Below are 14,098 nucleotides of genomic sequence, written 5' to 3'. Positions count from 1 at the left end.
CGCCGCCCCGCGCGCCGGCCGGACGGGGGAGGCCGGCCGCCGGCCCGGCGCGGCCTGGAGTCCCGGGGGCCGACCTCGCGCGCGCGACTCGCGGCCTGTCGGCCGCTCGTCGGCACGCGCCACCGCGGAACAACGGAGATGACCAGATCGGTCCTTACCGGCAGCCGCAGAGCGCTTCAGGCCCTTTATACGGGTGACCGGGCTACGCTCCGGCGATGACCCGAGACCGGATCGGCGAGTACGACGCCTTGGTCCTCGTCTCGCTCGTCTGGTTCCTCGGGAAGTTCGTCCGGTACCTCTTCCCGCCGCTGTTCGAGTCGATACAGGGCGCTTACGGCGTGAGCAACGCCACCGTCGGGACCGCCTTCACCGGCTTCATGCTCGTGTACGCCCTCCTCCAGTTCCCGAGCGGCGCGGTCGCGGACCGGCTCGGTCCGGTCCGGGTGATCGTCGCGGGCGCGCTCGTCGCCGGCGCGGGGTCGCTCGCGGTCGTCTTCGACGCGCCCTTCGCCGCGTTAGTCGCCGCGATGCTCGTCATCGGGGCCGGCACCGGCGTCCACAAGACGGTCTCGGTGCGGCTGATCGCCCGCGTCTACCCCGCCCGCACCGGGCGGATGCTCGGCGCGCACGACACGCTCGGCGCGATGGGCGGCGTCGCAGCACCCGCGGTCGTCGTCGCCGTCCTCTCCGCACCGCCCGCGCTCGCGGCCGTCCTCGCCCGGTTGCCCGGCGCCGACTGGCGCGCCCCGTTCCTCCTCACCGGCGTCCTCGCGGTCGGCCTCGCGGCCGCGACCGCGGTCCGGCTCTCCGGCTCGCCCGCGGCGGCCGGCTCGACCGAGGGGGACGGGCCCGACCCCGACACGCGCGAGTACCTCCGGCTGTTCCGGAACCCCCGGTTCTCGGCGTTCGTGCTGGTGGCCGTCGGGTTCTCGTTCGCGCACAACGGGCTCGTCGCGTTCCTCCCGCTGTACCTCTCGGAGGCCGCCGACCTCGCCACGTCGACCGCGAACCTCCTCTACTCGCTCGTGTTCGCGGTGACGTTCGTTCAGCTGGTCACCGGCGACCTCTCGGACCGCGTCGGGCGGTTCCCCGTGATGGTCGGCACGCTCGGGCTGGCGGCCGCGGCGCTCGCCGCGCTCATCTCGCTCCCGAGCCTCGGGCTCGGCGCCGTCGCGGCCGCGGTCGTCGTCGCACTCTTCGGCCTCGGCTCGCACGGGTTCCAGCCGGTGCGCAGCGCCTACCTGATGGAGCTGCTCCCCGAGCGCCTCGCGGGCGGCGGGCTCGGCGTCGTCCGGACGCTGCTCATGGGCGCCGGCGCGCTCGCGCCGAGCGCGGTCGGCATCGTCGCCGATGCGGTCGGCTTCCGGCCGGCGTTCGCGCTGCTCGCCGGCTCGATGGGGCTGGCGGCGGTCGTCGCCGCCGGGCTCTGGCTGACGGAGTAACGGGTCGGCGGCCCTCCCGCGGCGCCGGCGCTCAGTCGAGGCTCCCGGGCTCGAACGTCTCGGGGTCGAACTCGTGCTCTCGGAGGCGGTCGGCGTCGACGGCCCGCAACACGGACTCGTTCGTCGCTTCGAGGACGACCGGCGGGGCGACGCCCGCCTCGGCCGCCTCGACCCACCGGCCCACGCAGAGGCACCAGCGGTCGCCCGGCTCCAGCCCGGGGAAGTCGAACTCGGGGCGGGGGGTTATCAGGTCGTTGCCCCGGTCCCGGCTGTACCGCAGGAAATCGGCCGTCACGACCGCACAGAGCGTGTGCTCGCCGACGTCGCCGTCGACGTCGCGGCAGCGCCCGTCGCGGAGGTAGCCGGTCGTCGGCTCGCCGCCGCAGGGCGCGAGTTCGCCGCCGAACACGTTTCGGTCCCCGGGCTCGCCGTCGGCGTCGTCGATCGACATGGTACGGGGTTCGGCCGCCGACGGCATAAGCGACCGGCGGGTCGCCGCGCGCCGGCCGTCGGGCGTTCGGCCGGCGGTATAAGTGCCGCGCCGTCGAACGGTCGCGTCATGAGCCGGAACGACGAGGTCGCGACGCGGCTGGAGGAGTTCGCCGACCTCCTCGAGGCGACGGGCGTCGAGTACAAGCCGACCGCCTACCGACGGGCGGCCGAGAACGTCCGCGACCACCCCGCGCCGATCGAGGGGCTCGCGGCCGACGGCGAGGACGCGGTCGCCGAGATCGACCGCGTCGGCGACGCCATCGCCGCGAAGATCGTCGAGTACGTGGAGACCGGGGAGATCGAGGAGCTGACCGAGCTGCGCGAGGAACTCCCGGTCGACATGGCGGGGCTGACCGCGGTGGAGGGCGTCGGCCCGAAGACGGTCGGGTCGCTGTACGACGCGCTCGGGGTCTCCGACCTCGACGAGCTGGAGGCCGCCGCGGAGGCGGGCGAGATTCGGGAGGTGTCGGGCTTCGGCGCGAAGACCGAACAGAACATCCTCGACAACATTCCGTTCGCCCGAGAGGCCCGCGAGCGCACCCGCCTCGGCGACGCCCGGCCGCTCGCGGACGACGCGCTCGCGTACCTCGCCGCGCTCGACCCCGTCGAGTCCGCCGAGGTGTGCGGGTCGATCCGGCGGTGGAAACCCACGATCGGCGACGTCGACCTGCTCGTCGCCAGCGAGGCGCGCGAGCCGATCGTTGAGGCGTTCACCGACTGGGACGCCGCGGACGCGACGATCGAGGCGGGCACCGGGAAGGCGAGCGTCCGCGCCGACGGCACCCGCGTCGACCTCCGGATCGTCGACCCCGACGAGTTCGGCGCCGCGCTCCAGTACTTCACCGGCTCGCGGGCCCACAACGTCGCCGTCCGCAACCGGGCGATCGACCGCGGGCTCAAGCTGAACGAGTACGGGCTCTTCGACGTGAGCGACCTCGACGAGGAGGGCGACGGCGGCTCGGACGGCGACGACGGTCCGGCCGCCGGCGACGCGGAGGAGCCGGACGCCACTCGCGCCGGCGAGCGCGTCGCCGGCGAGGACGAGGCCGAGGTGTACCGCGCGCTCGACATGGAGCCGGTCCCGCCCGAACTGCGCGAGGACCGCGGCGAGGTCGAGGCGGCCGCCGAGGACCGGCTCCCGCTCCTCGTCGGCGAGGGCGACCTCCGCGGCGACCTCCACACGCACACCGACTGGTCCGACGGCTCCTTCTCCGTCGTCGAGATGGCCCGGGCGGCCGCGGAGCGCGGCTACGACTACCACGTCGTCACCGACCACGCGACCGGGCCGGGGATGGTCGGCGGGGTCGGCCTCGACGAGTCCGACATCGAGGAGCAGGCCGCGGCGATAGCCGAGGCGCGCGACGAGGTCGAGATCGCGATCCTCCACGGGATCGAGACCAACATCGACGCCGACGGCGGCCTCGCGACCGACGACGAGACGCTCGCGGCGCTCGACCTCGTCGTCGCGTCGCCCCACGCCGCGCTCGGCCAGGACCGCGACGCGGCCACCGATCGGCTGGTCCGCGCGGTCGAACACCCGCACGTCGACGTCCTCGGCCACCCGACCGGCCGCCTCATCAACGAGCGGCCGGGGCTCGACCCGGACGTCGAGGCGATCGCCGAGGCGGCCGCCGCGAACGGGACCGCGGTCGAGGTGAACGCGAATCCCGCGCGGCTCGACGCCGACGGCGAGTTCGTCCGGGCTGCGATCGGAGCGGGGGCGACGATCGCCGTCAACACCGACGCGCACGCCCCGCGAGAGCTCGATAACGCCCGGTACGGGGTTCACACGGCCCGGCGGGGCTGGGCCGAGACGTCGAACGTGCTCAACGCGCGCTCGCTCAACGGCCTCCGGTCGTTCATCCTGTAGGTGGCGGACCGGCCTCGGCCGCCCGAGCGTAACCGGTTTGCCCGCCCGTCGCCTACGCCTCGCCAATGGAACGCGAACGGGCCGTCGACCGCCTGGAGACGCTCGTCGACCGCGTCGCGAGCGAGCCGATGCCGGTGCCCGTCCGCGAGGTGTGGGCGTTCGGCGACGTCGCGCTCGGGCTCGACCCGGTCGACCGGCTCGACGTCTACCTCACGAAGGACGTGATCATGGGCGGCGACGCCGACGCGGCCGCCGACTTCGAGGCCGAGTACGGCGTGAAAGGAGTCGGCACTACGGTCGACGCCGCGTGGGCCGAGGCGCACCCGGACCGCGTGCGAACGAGCGACAACGGGTACGCGGCGCCCGAGAAGTGCCTCGCCGCCGAACTCGTTGAGGACGACGAGCCGATCCATCTGGAGGTCTGTAACGCCGGCTTCGAGGACAACGTCCGCCAGCGCCTGAAGGGGGCGCTCGCCCGCGACGCCTACGAGGAGGTGCTCGACCCCCGCGGCGTCTGCCTCTGGGTCGACGGCGAGCGCGACGACGAGGCGTTCCAGCGCCTCCGCGAGGCCTCGCTCGCGATGCCGACGCTGCCCGCCGCGCTCGGGATGCTCGGCGCGGACGAGGACGCCGCGAACGAGGCCGCGGACGTGCTCAAACAACAGCGCGCCGAGCAGGAGGGTTCCTCGGTGCGCGGCGACATGGTTTGATTCGGACGCGCCGCGACGCTATTTATAAATGACCGCGGCGGCGCGTGCCCGCGAGCGGTCGCCCCCGGCGACCGCGAGACGGCACCGCGCGAGGGAGTCGCTGGTCCGGAGCGCAGCGGAGGACCAGCGACGAGGCTGGGGAGGCGTGAGGTGCGGTGCGGTCGCGGTTGGGCGGGACTCAAAGGGGCAGCCGCGAGGGCGAAGGCGCGCGACGCAAGCACCGCAAGGAGCGAGTGAAACGAGCGACTGAGGAGCACAGCGAGCGCACCGAGCCCTCGCGGCTGGGGCTTTGGCGGTGTTTGTCGCCGATCCACTGCCGGAAGTTTATAAGTGGGCGGCTGGGGCTTTGAAGTTGTTTGCCGCCGATCCGCTTTCACTCACTTATAAAACACAGTCGGAACCAGTCCCTCTGACTTATAAACAATCGCCCGCCCGCATCGGTTCACGTTTCCCCTCTCACTCAACCCGCCCGACGGTCACGTCGAAGGGGACGTACTCGACGCGCTCGTACTCGCCGCCGTCGATCGCCGCCGCAACCTCCCGACCCATCTCACGCCAGCGCCCGCGGAGGTCGTCGTAGGCCGCCTCCGAGGTCGCCGCCACCAGCTCCTCCCGATGGTCGGCCAGCCCCGCGCCGGAGGCCTTCCGCGCCGCCGACCGCAGCGCGGCCTCGGCGTACGGCGGCTCGGTCCGCTTCTCGTGGACGTACCGCCGCGTCCGCACGTCGACCAGCCCGGCCGCGTCGAACGCCTCGCGCACGCGGTCGCCGAGCGCGACGTCGGTATCCACCCCGTCGACGTACGCCTCACGGGCCTCGCGCTCCAGCCGCTCTTCCGCGTCGACCGTCGAGGCCACCCGCACGTCGGCGTTGTCCGGCTCGACAGCTGCGATGAGGTCCGAAGAAACGCGGGCGAGTTCGCGGACCGCTGCGGCCGGGTCCGGGAGGTTGATCAGCAGGGCCTGACAGACCGCGAGGTCGACCGCGTCGTCGCCGACCGGGAGCCGCGTCGCGTCGCCCGCGAGGTAATCGATCCGCGCGCCGGCGTCCCCTCCCCGTTCCGCGTCGCGGGCGACCGAGAGGAGCTCCGGATCGGCGTCGACGCCGATCACGGTCGCGTCCGGCTCGCCCGCCCCGTCCGCCTCCGCGGCCAGCACGCGGGTCAGCTCCCCGGTGCCGCAGCCGACGTCGAGGACGCGCTCGCGGCTCGCCAGCTTCAGGTCAGCGAGCGCGTCGCGGCCGTCCTCCCACATCCCGCGGCGGGTGTGTTCGAGGTACTCGGCGGAGAAGCGTCGCACGGGCCCGCTTCGCGGCGGGCGGAAATAAACGTCCGGAGATCGGTCGCCGGCCGGACCGGTCCCCCTCACTCGTCGCCGCCTTCCTCGTCCGCGTCACCGGACCCGAACCCGACGAGATCGGCGGCGAGGACGGCGGTCACGCCGGCGCAGTAGCCGACGAACGCGCTGGTCACCCCGATCGCGGCGAAGCTCACCGTCACGTCGCCGATCGCCGGGTTCCCGCCGTTGACGCCGGGGACGCCGACGAGCGTCCCGAGCAGGACGAACCCCCCGAGGACGAGCGCCGGCACGACGCCGACGGCCAGACACGCCGGGCCCCCGCAGCGCGCGTACGCCCCGGCGGCCGCGAGGGGCCCGGGCGCGTAGAACACCAACACCGGGAGGAGCCGGTCGGTCAGCGCTGTCGCCGGCGTGACGCCCGCGGACTCGGCGACGAACGCTGCGACGAGCGCGAGCGTCACGACGCCGGCGAACCCGACCACCAGCCCGACCGCGCGGTCGCGGCGGCGTCCGAACAGCAACGCCTTCGTGGTGGGCATGTCCGTGGATCGACAACGGAATCACTTAAATCCGCGTCGGACGGACGACTGCCGTCCGGCTCGGACCGGCGACGGCGCGTCGCGTCGCTTCAGTCAGTCGCGGCGGAGTCCGCGCACTCGATCGATGTTCCACGCGAAGCTCTTCCCGTCCTCGGTCGGCGTCTCCAGCGCGAGCGGCACGTCCGTCAGGTCGGGATGGTTGAGGAACCGCTCCATCCCCGCCTCGCCGATGTGCCCCTCGCCGATGTGGGCGTGTTCGTCCTTGTTGGTGCCGCACTCGTGTTTCGAGTCGTTGAGGTGGACGTACTCCAGGTGTTCCAACCCGACCACGTCGTCGAACTCTCCCATCGTCTGATCGACCGCCTCGGGCGTCGAGAGGTCGTAGCCCGCCGCGAACGCGTGGGCCGTGTCGACGCAGACGTCGATCTCCGTCTCCGTGCGGTCGATGATCCCCGCGAGGTGCTCGAACTCCCCGCCGAGCTTCGTCCCCGCGCCCGCGTCGCTCTCGATCAGGACCGTGACGCCGTCGGGCACGTCGAGGTCGTCGATCACGGATGCCGCGTTGTCGAGCCCGCCCTCGACCCCGGCGCCCGTGTGCGCGCCGAGGTGGACGTTGACGTACGGGATTCCCAGCTTGTCGGCCGCGTCGACCTCCTTTTGCATCGAGTCGAGCGACTTCTCGCGGAGCCCCTCCTTCGGCGTACAGAGGTTCACGAGGTAGGAGGTGTGGATCACCCACGGCCCTTCCATGTCGCGTTCGGTGCCCTCGCGGAACCGCTCGGCCTCCTCGTCGCCGATGTTCGGATCCTGCCACACCTGCGGCGAGTGGGTGAATATCTGTCCGCAGTTGCCGCCGACCTCGACCTGATTTTCCACGGCGTTGTCCACGCCGCCGGCGATGGAGACGTGCGCGCCGACCTTGAGACTCATACCGGACACTGGGGGGGCGGTCGAAAAAGCCCCTTCGGAACCGGGCGGATACCCCACGATACCCCGCGAAGCCGTCTACGCCCCGCCGTTCCCGGGTCGGGTCCGGATCCACGCCTCGTCCCGGTACTTCTCCGCGACGATCTCTTCCGCCCGCTCTAATTCCGCGTCCGTCCACGACCCGTCGAGGTCCACGGTCGCCTCGGGCGCATCCCCGGCCCAGTCGGAAAGCGCCGCCTCGACGGCCGCCACCGCGTCCGCGCGGTCGACGTCGACCAACTCGTCCGTCCCGACGACGCGCTCGCGGAACCCCTCGGGCGTCACCGGCGGGTCGGCGAAGACGCCGAGGTGATGCGCCGCGTCGACCGAGAACGTCAGCGACCCGTGTTGGATCACCGCCTCCCGCTTGCGGTACTGCGCGTTGCCGGCGATCTTCCGGTGTCGATCGCCCTCGGGACCCTGCGCCACCACGTCGTGCGCCGGATGGAGTTCCCGGAGGTAGCAGGCCGGGCGGTACAGCTCCGGCATCGGCTCGTCGACGTAGTCGGCGTCGACCCCGAGCCGGTCGAACGCGTCGAGGACGGGTTCACACAGGAGATGGTAACAGTCGAGCAGTTCGCCCGGCACCGACTCCGCGGGAACCGCGATCGAGTACGCGATGTCCCCCCGACCGTCGTGGTAGATCCCGCCCCCGCCCGTCTGTCGGCGCGTGACGTCGATCCCCTCGCGCTCGCAGAACTCCCAGTCGACCGTCTCCGGCTCCTGGTGGCGGCCGAGGGTGAGGCAGCTCGGCTCCCAGCGGTACGTACGGAGCGTGGCGGGCCCTCCCGCGGCGGCGGTCTCGGCGGCGACCTCGTCGAGCGCCATCTGCATCGGTCCGGGGCGGGCCTCCTCGCGGATCAGCCGCCAGTCGACGGCGGGCGCGGTCATACCGCCCTCCTCGGGCGCGACTCGCAAAGCGGTTGCGCTCGTCGCCGCGACCGGCCCGAAGTACAGAAGTTGAGACCGGTTGTCTCAATGCGTATGCCTCAAACCCTCTCTGCTCAGTCGTTCAGAGTTGGTCGATCGGCTTGTTGATGATCTGGAAGACTTCGCTCGCCCGGTAGAACCGATTCCGATCTTTCCCGGTGAGTTCTTCGAGTATTCCGTCATCTTCGAGCTGTCCGATCAGTCGGTTAGCCGTGCTGTATTCGACATCCAACCAGTCGGCTGCTGTGTTCACGTCCAGGTACGGATCTTCGAAGAGCCGCATCACCAGTTCAAGGATATTCTCAGACCGCTCGCTCTGATAGCGCTGTTGATAGTCTTCTCGGAGGTCGACTAGCAGGTTGGCCCGCTGGTGGGCCTCATCTGCTTGCGACTGCACGCCACGCAGGAAAAACAGGAGCCACTCTTCCCATTCACCGTGCTGACTGACTGACAAGAGATGATCAACGTAATCTGACCGTCGTGCGTTGAAATACGAACTCAGGTAGAGATACGGCTCGGGCAAGAGACCATCACGTTGCAAGAGAAGACTGATCAATAGCCGCCCGAGTCGTCCGTTCCCATCGAGAAACGGGTGAATCGTCTCGAACTGGTAGTGGATCAGCCCGATTCGGAGAAGTGGATGTAGATTTGTCTCTTGGTTCGCATACTCGAGCAAGTCTTCGAGAAGATCGGGGATCTCGTTCGGGGGCGGCGGCACGTACCTGGCGTCTTGGATGTATGGCGTACTGCCGATAAAGTTCTGAGCCGTACGGAGTTCTCCTGGGTCAGCCTCATCCCCACGGACACCCGAAAGCAACCGGTCGTGCATCTCGCATAGCAATTCGACGGTGATTGGATCGCCAGCTGTGATCGCATCCAATCCGTGCGTCAGCGCGTGTAGATAGTTCACGACTTCTTGGGTGCCCTGCTGCCTGTCTTCGTCGATGAGAGCCTCCTGTCCAGCCTCATAGGCGTAGATGTCTGAAAGAGTAGCATGTGTGCCCTCGATTTGCGAGGACTCCAGCGCTTCTTTTCGGATGAACGGCTCGATCAGGATCTCCCTTGAGCCGACACGTGGACCGATGCCGTGAAGTCGACCAAATGCCTGTGTCGCCTCCGCCAGCGGTGTAATGAGCTGTTCAGTATTGATTGAGGGCGGAAGCGGATCAGGTCGGAACGCCGAATACGTCCCCTTCGGTGTCGTCGTGGGAACGATCTCACCGGGAACGGCCTCGTCGAAGTCATCTCGCTCCATTAGTGGCATCCCAACAAATACGCTGGCTACTATTGGCATTTTTGGTGCTAAATCAAAATAGTAGGGTGAGTGATTGCACTGTCACAACTACTCAGAATCTCTGAGGATAGATTTGACCCACACATTCTATTCACTACTTTGTGTATGAAACACCCGCTAGGAAGGACTGCGAACTGAACAAATTGAGTGACAAAGGCTATTCAAGCAGTCTTCTAATCGTGACATATGATTGAGCGACAAGAGGGGAACGTCAAGCGAGATGGCGTCCTATTCCGATCCAATTCAATTCCACTATGACTGCCATCGACACCACCGGGCTGACGAAGCGCTACGAAAATACACTCGCCGTCAACGATCTCAACCTCTCGATTCCGGGGGGAGTCGTCTACGGCTTCCTCGGCCCCAACGGCGCGGGGAAAACCACAACGATGCGAATGCTGACCGGGCTCACGCGGCCGAGCAGTGGCACCGGCTCCGTCTCCGGCATCTCGATCACAGATCGGGACGCCCTTCGCACGCACATCGGGTACCTACCCGAGGAACCACCGCTGTACGAACAAGCGACCGCCTACGAACAACTCGAATACGCCGCCGGCCTCCGCGATCTCCCTGAGGAAGCGACACGAGAACGAATTGACGGACTCCTCGACGAACTCGATCTCACGGCAGACGCCGACACACGGATTGCGGACTACTCTAAAGGAATGCGCCAGAAGACCGCCTACATTCAGGCTATCCTCCATAAGCCCGACGTCGTCTTCCTCGACGAGCCCACGTCCGGACTGGACCCACGCGCTGCGCGGACGCTCCGGGAGATGATTACGGACCTCGCCGACGCGGGGACGACCGTCTTCCTCTCGACGCATATCCTCCCTGTCGTCGAGGAGATTGCCGACACCGTGGGGATCCTCTACGACGGTGAGTTAGTCGCTGAAGGGTCACCTGCTGACCTCGAACGCCGCGCGGAGACCGGCGAGACGCGCTCGCTGGAAGATGCCTTCCTCGAACTCACGACCGACGAGTTCGGTGGCGCAGGAGAGTCGGACGGTGAGGCCAGCGCCGCCGACACCACTAACCAAAGCGTCGTTGAGGAGAACACCGATGGCTGAGTCCGGCTGGCTCGGGCACGCCGTTCGGATGGGCTGGTTCGACTACCGGCATTCCGTCCGAGCGATTCGGGAGGATACCGGTCGACTGATCTTGATGGCTGGCGGCGTGGTGCTCCCGACATTACTGCTAGCTGGACTTGCAGCCCTGTTCGTTCCGGAACTCCGTGGGACTGATCCCGAGTTTTCAATAAATCGGATCGTTAGAGGAACGCTCGCTATGCTCTGGGTGTTCGGGGTGTTTATGCTCGCACAGCGGACGACGACGGCCCACAGCAAACCGGTCGCCGATACGTTCGTGCTGACAACCGTCTCACCTAGAACCGCCGTCATTGGGGGCATCGTCGCCGAGAGCCTGCGAGCGCTAACGTATGCGCTCCCGGTCGGACTCCTACTCGCCATTGCCGGGACGTACGCATTTCGTTCGCCACTGACCCTGCTGGCAGTCCCACTGGTCGGCAGTCTGTACGTCGCCAGTGCGGTCATGGCCGGTCGGGTGTTGGGATACATCGCCGCATGGCTTGTGGCCACCGTGCCGTTCGTTGCTCGTCACAAGGGCGTGCTAGGCGGGACGGTTGTGATGCTGTTTTTCGGGGGATATTTTATATTTCAGGTACCACAGCTTCCCATTTCGGTTAGTCCAGCCACACTTGGAGTGATTCCGATCGGGTGGCTCGCCGACCTACTAGCAGTTGGCACACCCATCGGTTGGTCGTCGACACATGCTATCGGGGGAGTAGCCGCGGTTGGCGTAGCGATCGTTGGTGGAGGCTGGCTGGCCGAGCGCATTGCCGCCTCGCTCTGGTTCGGCGAGCCGGTCAACGTCTCGGACACCGACGAGACCACTGCCTCTACCCACACGAGGGGGGATCAGCGAGCGCTCACGCGGGCCATCAGCCCCCTCGGCGTTCCGGTCGTCACCGGCTCCACTCGGTCCGTTGCGGAGTGGTCTCTCTTGCGGGCTCGACGGGAACCCCAGCGATTGAACTTCCTGCTGATCCCGGTGTTCGGTGGCGGCTCAGCATTGGTGAATATGATGCTACAGGGATCCGGTTCGCTCACGATACTGGGACCAGCCGTTGCCGTGTTGCTGGGATGGATCGCCGGTGCGGCGTTCGGTCTCAACCCGTTCGGCGATGAGGGGCCCGTCCTGCCGGCGACCTTGACCGCCGTGTCGGGTCGGGCGTTCGTCCGCGGACTCATTGCCCCGAGTCTGTTGTTCGCGCCTGTCGTCGCCGTCGTCACGCTCGTATCGGCACTGGTGGGGGGTCACGGACTACTATCGGCGATAGCACTGACACTAATCGGATGCTTCCTCACCATCGTCGGGGCGGCACTCGCGCCAATGATCGGGATGTGGTTCCCGCGCTACAGTGCCATCCGGATCGGCAACAGCGACGAAGTACGACCACCCCGGTTGCTCGCGGGCGTACTTCACGTTGTGTTGGTGTGGCTTCCCGGCGCGGCACTGGTTGGACTCGTGGCAGCACCGGAGCTGGTGCGGCTGGCGCTTTCGGGGATCGGTTACGTTCCGGGATTCATCCTTGAGTCGATCGCCAACGGCGGCGTGCTCACCACCTTCGCGTCATCGTTGAACGACACTGGCGCGACGATCCAAGGACTCCCGCTCACTGCCTTCCGGAGTGGATTCGGCGGGCTGTTGATTGTTGCTGGACTACTGGTCGCTCGACGTGCCTATCGCGGAGCGCTACGACGGTTCGAAACCCACGAACTACACTGATCATACGTGAGATATGGACAGGTGCCACCACTGTACTGAGTGGTTGTGGATGTGAAAATATTAACCACTGAGGATTTCAACAAAGCCAAGAACTCGGCTCTATTAAAATCCTTAGAAACTGATGATTTCTACCCAGTTCCGATCAACACAGGAGATTCACGGATCGCTCAGTACAGGGTAGTAGTCTATCGACGCTTCAGTAGCACAGAAATGAGCATAAGCGCCGCAAAGACGATTGTGAAGCCCATCACTCCGACTCCAAAAACGTAGTACGGGTTCGTAAAATCGGGACTGTTGAGGAACAGAAAGAGGCAAAAACTCGAACTCATCAGGACAATCATCGCAGACTGAATACTCGGATTATACCAGTCTTCAAGCGATTCCCGAACAGTCCCATACATACTAAAACGATAACTCCAATACAGTATAGCGTTTGTGGTCGGTGAAATCCGACAAGTTCGCAGTTCTCATCGACCAGCATTTTCAGGCGGGAATATATCTGAAGAATAGGATTTCAACAGAGCCAGGAGTTCTTATTCCTTCAAGAGCACGTGCTACGTGACGCTGAACGGCATTACCAGCCAGTATGTCGGGCGGCGGGGAAAGCGTACTGTTAATTCGTTCAAATACCGAGATCGCGGAACGTCCAGTCATTCGAGAGATCTGCATCGAAGCCCATCTCTTCGACGAGGTCGCGGATGCGCTGTTCGACTGTCTCGTCGAGTTCGAAGGCGTAATCCAACTCATCGTACCAGTCGTAGTACCGTGGCATCCCCGGCCAGTGGCCATCTGTTTTCAGTCCGTAGACGCAGTCGAGCAGGTAGCGACGATATGGCATATCGTCACGGGTGACGCGAGGGAGCGTCCCATTGATCGATTCGTCTCGTACCAGCTGTTCAAGCAGATCGACGGCAGCGTACTGGTCAGCGTAGAAGGCGTGTTCGACTGTTGGGTTGACGGAGAAGATGTCCTCCGTCGTACGGGCGTGGAGCTGGTCGACGACCGAGTGGTTTGGATGTCCGATTCCCCACCCATAGGCATGGACTTCCTCGCGCGCGACATCGTCGCTTTCGGGAGCGTTGACCGCGACAGTGTTCAGGTATTCGAGTGCCTTGACCGGAATCGCCTCGACACCATCGGTTATCCGCGTTCGAATAAGATATCGCCCGACAGCGTTTGCTATTGTGGGCGTGACGAGCGGAAATTTGTCCTTCTCAGTGGGCTCATGCGCATCGATTACATCCGCAAGGAATGGCCAACCGTGTACTCTCGCTGCATCGTCGAGTTCGTTGCTGACGCGCTCGTAGTATGGCCAGAACACGTCCCGAAACGTGTCTCCACTGCTGTCTTCCTCGACTGCAGTCGAGAGTGCTGCTTCGAATTCGACGACTGCGTAGTGTAGAGCATCCACGTCACCGTCGGAGAAACGATCAAGCAGGTTATCGAGTTCGGCAACCTCCTTGTTCCGTTTTTCGCTTGGAGATGAGTCAGATTTAGACCTCCCCGAATCGGTCGAGGTTGAGAACGTGTCCGATTGGACATCGCCACAGTCGTGAAGTCGGAGACGAGTGAGTGTCTCGAACGACTCCCCGCAATCGTCGCACTCGTGAGCCATAGTCCGACTAGAGGCATGTGAAGGAAATGTGTTCCCTCTGGAGCCGGATTTCGGAACTAATCTCTCTCCCCTAGCGAGTACCGACCTTCCCCAATCTCGATGTCTCTTATCGAGATGGACGAGGACTTCTGCGTGT

Annotated in this window: 12 protein-coding genes; 5 read left to right on the top strand and 7 right to left on the bottom strand. The window is 66.3% G+C overall.

What is annotated here, in order from left to right; translation table 11 throughout:
* Positions 1-215: 215 nt before the first annotated feature.
* Positions 216-1,442 (top strand): MFS transporter, encoded by a 1,227-nt coding sequence (locus AC4NMM_RS06980; protein ID WP_491923909.1) that lies wholly within the window; start codon positions 216-218, stop codon positions 1,440-1,442.
* Between the two features lie 31 nt (positions 1,443-1,473).
* Here the strand turns inward: AC4NMM_RS06980 and AC4NMM_RS06975 are convergent, their stop codons facing one another.
* Positions 1,474-1,893 carry a DUF2237 family protein gene (locus AC4NMM_RS06975; protein ID WP_491923908.1) on the bottom strand — a complete coding sequence of 140 codons (420 nt, stop codon included), beginning with the start codon at positions 1,891-1,893 and terminating at the stop codon, positions 1,474-1,476.
* A gap of 108 nt (positions 1,894-2,001) precedes the next feature.
* On the opposite strand from AC4NMM_RS06975, the gene AC4NMM_RS06970 reads away from it, so the two are divergent.
* Positions 2,002-3,804, top strand: a complete 1,803-nt coding sequence (locus AC4NMM_RS06970; protein WP_491923907.1) for a DNA polymerase/3'-5' exonuclease PolX — start codon at positions 2,002-2,004, stop codon at positions 3,802-3,804.
* Positions 3,805-3,869: 65 nt separating this feature from the next.
* Positions 3,870-4,514: a DUF7095 family protein gene (locus AC4NMM_RS06965; protein WP_491923906.1), complete on the top strand. Its 645-nt coding sequence runs from the start codon at positions 3,870-3,872 to the stop codon at positions 4,512-4,514.
* 456 nt (positions 4,515-4,970) lie between these two features.
* Here the strand turns inward: AC4NMM_RS06965 and AC4NMM_RS06960 are convergent, their stop codons facing one another.
* The 5 genes from AC4NMM_RS06960 to AC4NMM_RS06940 all read right to left on the bottom strand — a co-directional run bounded on the left by AC4NMM_RS06960 (position 4,971) and on the right by AC4NMM_RS06940 (position 9,500).
* Positions 4,971-5,810: a class I SAM-dependent methyltransferase gene (locus AC4NMM_RS06960; RefSeq protein WP_491923905.1), complete on the bottom strand. Its 840-nt coding sequence runs from the start codon at positions 5,808-5,810 to the stop codon at positions 4,971-4,973.
* Between the two features lie 65 nt (positions 5,811-5,875).
* On the bottom strand, positions 5,876-6,349 hold the full coding sequence (locus tag AC4NMM_RS06955; protein ID WP_096393756.1) for a hypothetical protein: 474 nt from the start codon (positions 6,347-6,349) through the stop codon (positions 5,876-5,878).
* A gap of 93 nt (positions 6,350-6,442) precedes the next feature.
* Positions 6,443-7,279 (bottom strand): deoxyribonuclease IV, encoded by an 837-nt coding sequence (locus AC4NMM_RS06950; RefSeq protein WP_491923904.1) that lies wholly within the window; start codon positions 7,277-7,279, stop codon positions 6,443-6,445.
* Positions 7,280-7,354: 75 nt separating this feature from the next.
* Positions 7,355-8,206 carry a lipoate--protein ligase family protein gene (locus AC4NMM_RS06945; RefSeq protein ID WP_096393754.1) on the bottom strand — a complete coding sequence of 284 codons (852 nt, stop codon included), beginning with the start codon at positions 8,204-8,206 and terminating at the stop codon, positions 7,355-7,357.
* Positions 8,207-8,327: 121 nt separating this feature from the next.
* Positions 8,328-9,500, bottom strand: a complete 1,173-nt coding sequence (locus AC4NMM_RS06940) for a Fic family protein (protein WP_491923903.1) — start codon at positions 9,498-9,500, stop codon at positions 8,328-8,330.
* 293 nt (positions 9,501-9,793) lie between these two features.
* Here AC4NMM_RS06940 and AC4NMM_RS06935 point away from each other — a divergent pair, with 293 nt between their 5' ends.
* Together AC4NMM_RS06935 and AC4NMM_RS06930 are read left to right on the top strand one after the other, a co-directional pair.
* The gene (locus tag AC4NMM_RS06935) at positions 9,794-10,609 is read left to right on the top strand and encodes an ABC transporter ATP-binding protein (protein ID WP_096393752.1); all 816 of its coding nucleotides are present in this window, start codon (positions 9,794-9,796) and stop codon (positions 10,607-10,609) included.
* Positions 10,602-12,347 (top strand): hypothetical protein, encoded by a 1,746-nt coding sequence (locus AC4NMM_RS06930; protein ID WP_491923902.1) that lies wholly within the window; start codon positions 10,602-10,604, stop codon positions 12,345-12,347. Before AC4NMM_RS06935 ends, AC4NMM_RS06930 begins: the two co-directional genes overlap by 8 nt.
* Positions 12,348-12,969: 622 nt before the next feature.
* On the opposite strand, the gene AC4NMM_RS06925 is transcribed toward AC4NMM_RS06930, so the two are convergent.
* The gene (locus AC4NMM_RS06925; protein ID WP_491923901.1) at positions 12,970-13,962 is read right to left on the bottom strand and encodes a DUF8137 family protein; all 993 of its coding nucleotides are present in this window, start codon (positions 13,960-13,962) and stop codon (positions 12,970-12,972) included.
* Positions 13,963-14,098: the final 136 nt, after the last annotated feature.

The sequence above is a fragment of the Halorubrum sp. SD41 genome (assembly GCF_058630335.1).
This window is presented reverse-complemented; position numbering and strand designations above follow the sequence as displayed.

What these genes read in the sequence shown, in the direction of transcription:
- AC4NMM_RS06950 (WP_491923904.1), bottom strand. Translation starts at nt 7,279, where the DNA reads ATGAGTCTCAAGGTCGGCGCGCACGTCTCCATCGCCGGCGGCGTGGAC.
- AC4NMM_RS06980 (WP_491923909.1), top strand. Translation starts at nt 216, where the DNA reads ATGACCCGAGACCGGATCGGCGAGTACGACGCCTTGGTCCTCGTCTCG.
- AC4NMM_RS06975 (WP_491923908.1), bottom strand. Translation starts at nt 1,893, where the DNA reads ATGTCGATCGACGACGCCGACGGCGAGCCCGGGGACCGAAACGTGTTC.
- AC4NMM_RS06930 (WP_491923902.1), top strand. Translation starts at nt 10,602, where the DNA reads ATGGCTGAGTCCGGCTGGCTCGGGCACGCCGTTCGGATGGGCTGGTTC.
- AC4NMM_RS06940 (WP_491923903.1), bottom strand. Translation starts at nt 9,500, where the DNA reads ATGGAGCGAGATGACTTCGACGAGGCCGTTCCCGGTGAGATCGTTCCC.
- AC4NMM_RS06955 (WP_096393756.1), bottom strand. Translation starts at nt 6,349, where the DNA reads ATGCCCACCACGAAGGCGTTGCTGTTCGGACGCCGCCGCGACCGCGCG.
- AC4NMM_RS06925 (WP_491923901.1), bottom strand. Translation starts at nt 13,962, where the DNA reads ATGGCTCACGAGTGCGACGATTGCGGGGAGTCGTTCGAGACACTCACT.
- AC4NMM_RS06945 (WP_096393754.1), bottom strand. Translation starts at nt 8,206, where the DNA reads ATGACCGCGCCCGCCGTCGACTGGCGGCTGATCCGCGAGGAGGCCCGC.
- AC4NMM_RS06965 (WP_491923906.1), top strand. Translation starts at nt 3,870, where the DNA reads ATGGAACGCGAACGGGCCGTCGACCGCCTGGAGACGCTCGTCGACCGC.
- AC4NMM_RS06970 (WP_491923907.1), top strand. Translation starts at nt 2,002, where the DNA reads ATGAGCCGGAACGACGAGGTCGCGACGCGGCTGGAGGAGTTCGCCGAC.
- AC4NMM_RS06935 (WP_096393752.1), top strand. Translation starts at nt 9,794, where the DNA reads ATGACTGCCATCGACACCACCGGGCTGACGAAGCGCTACGAAAATACA.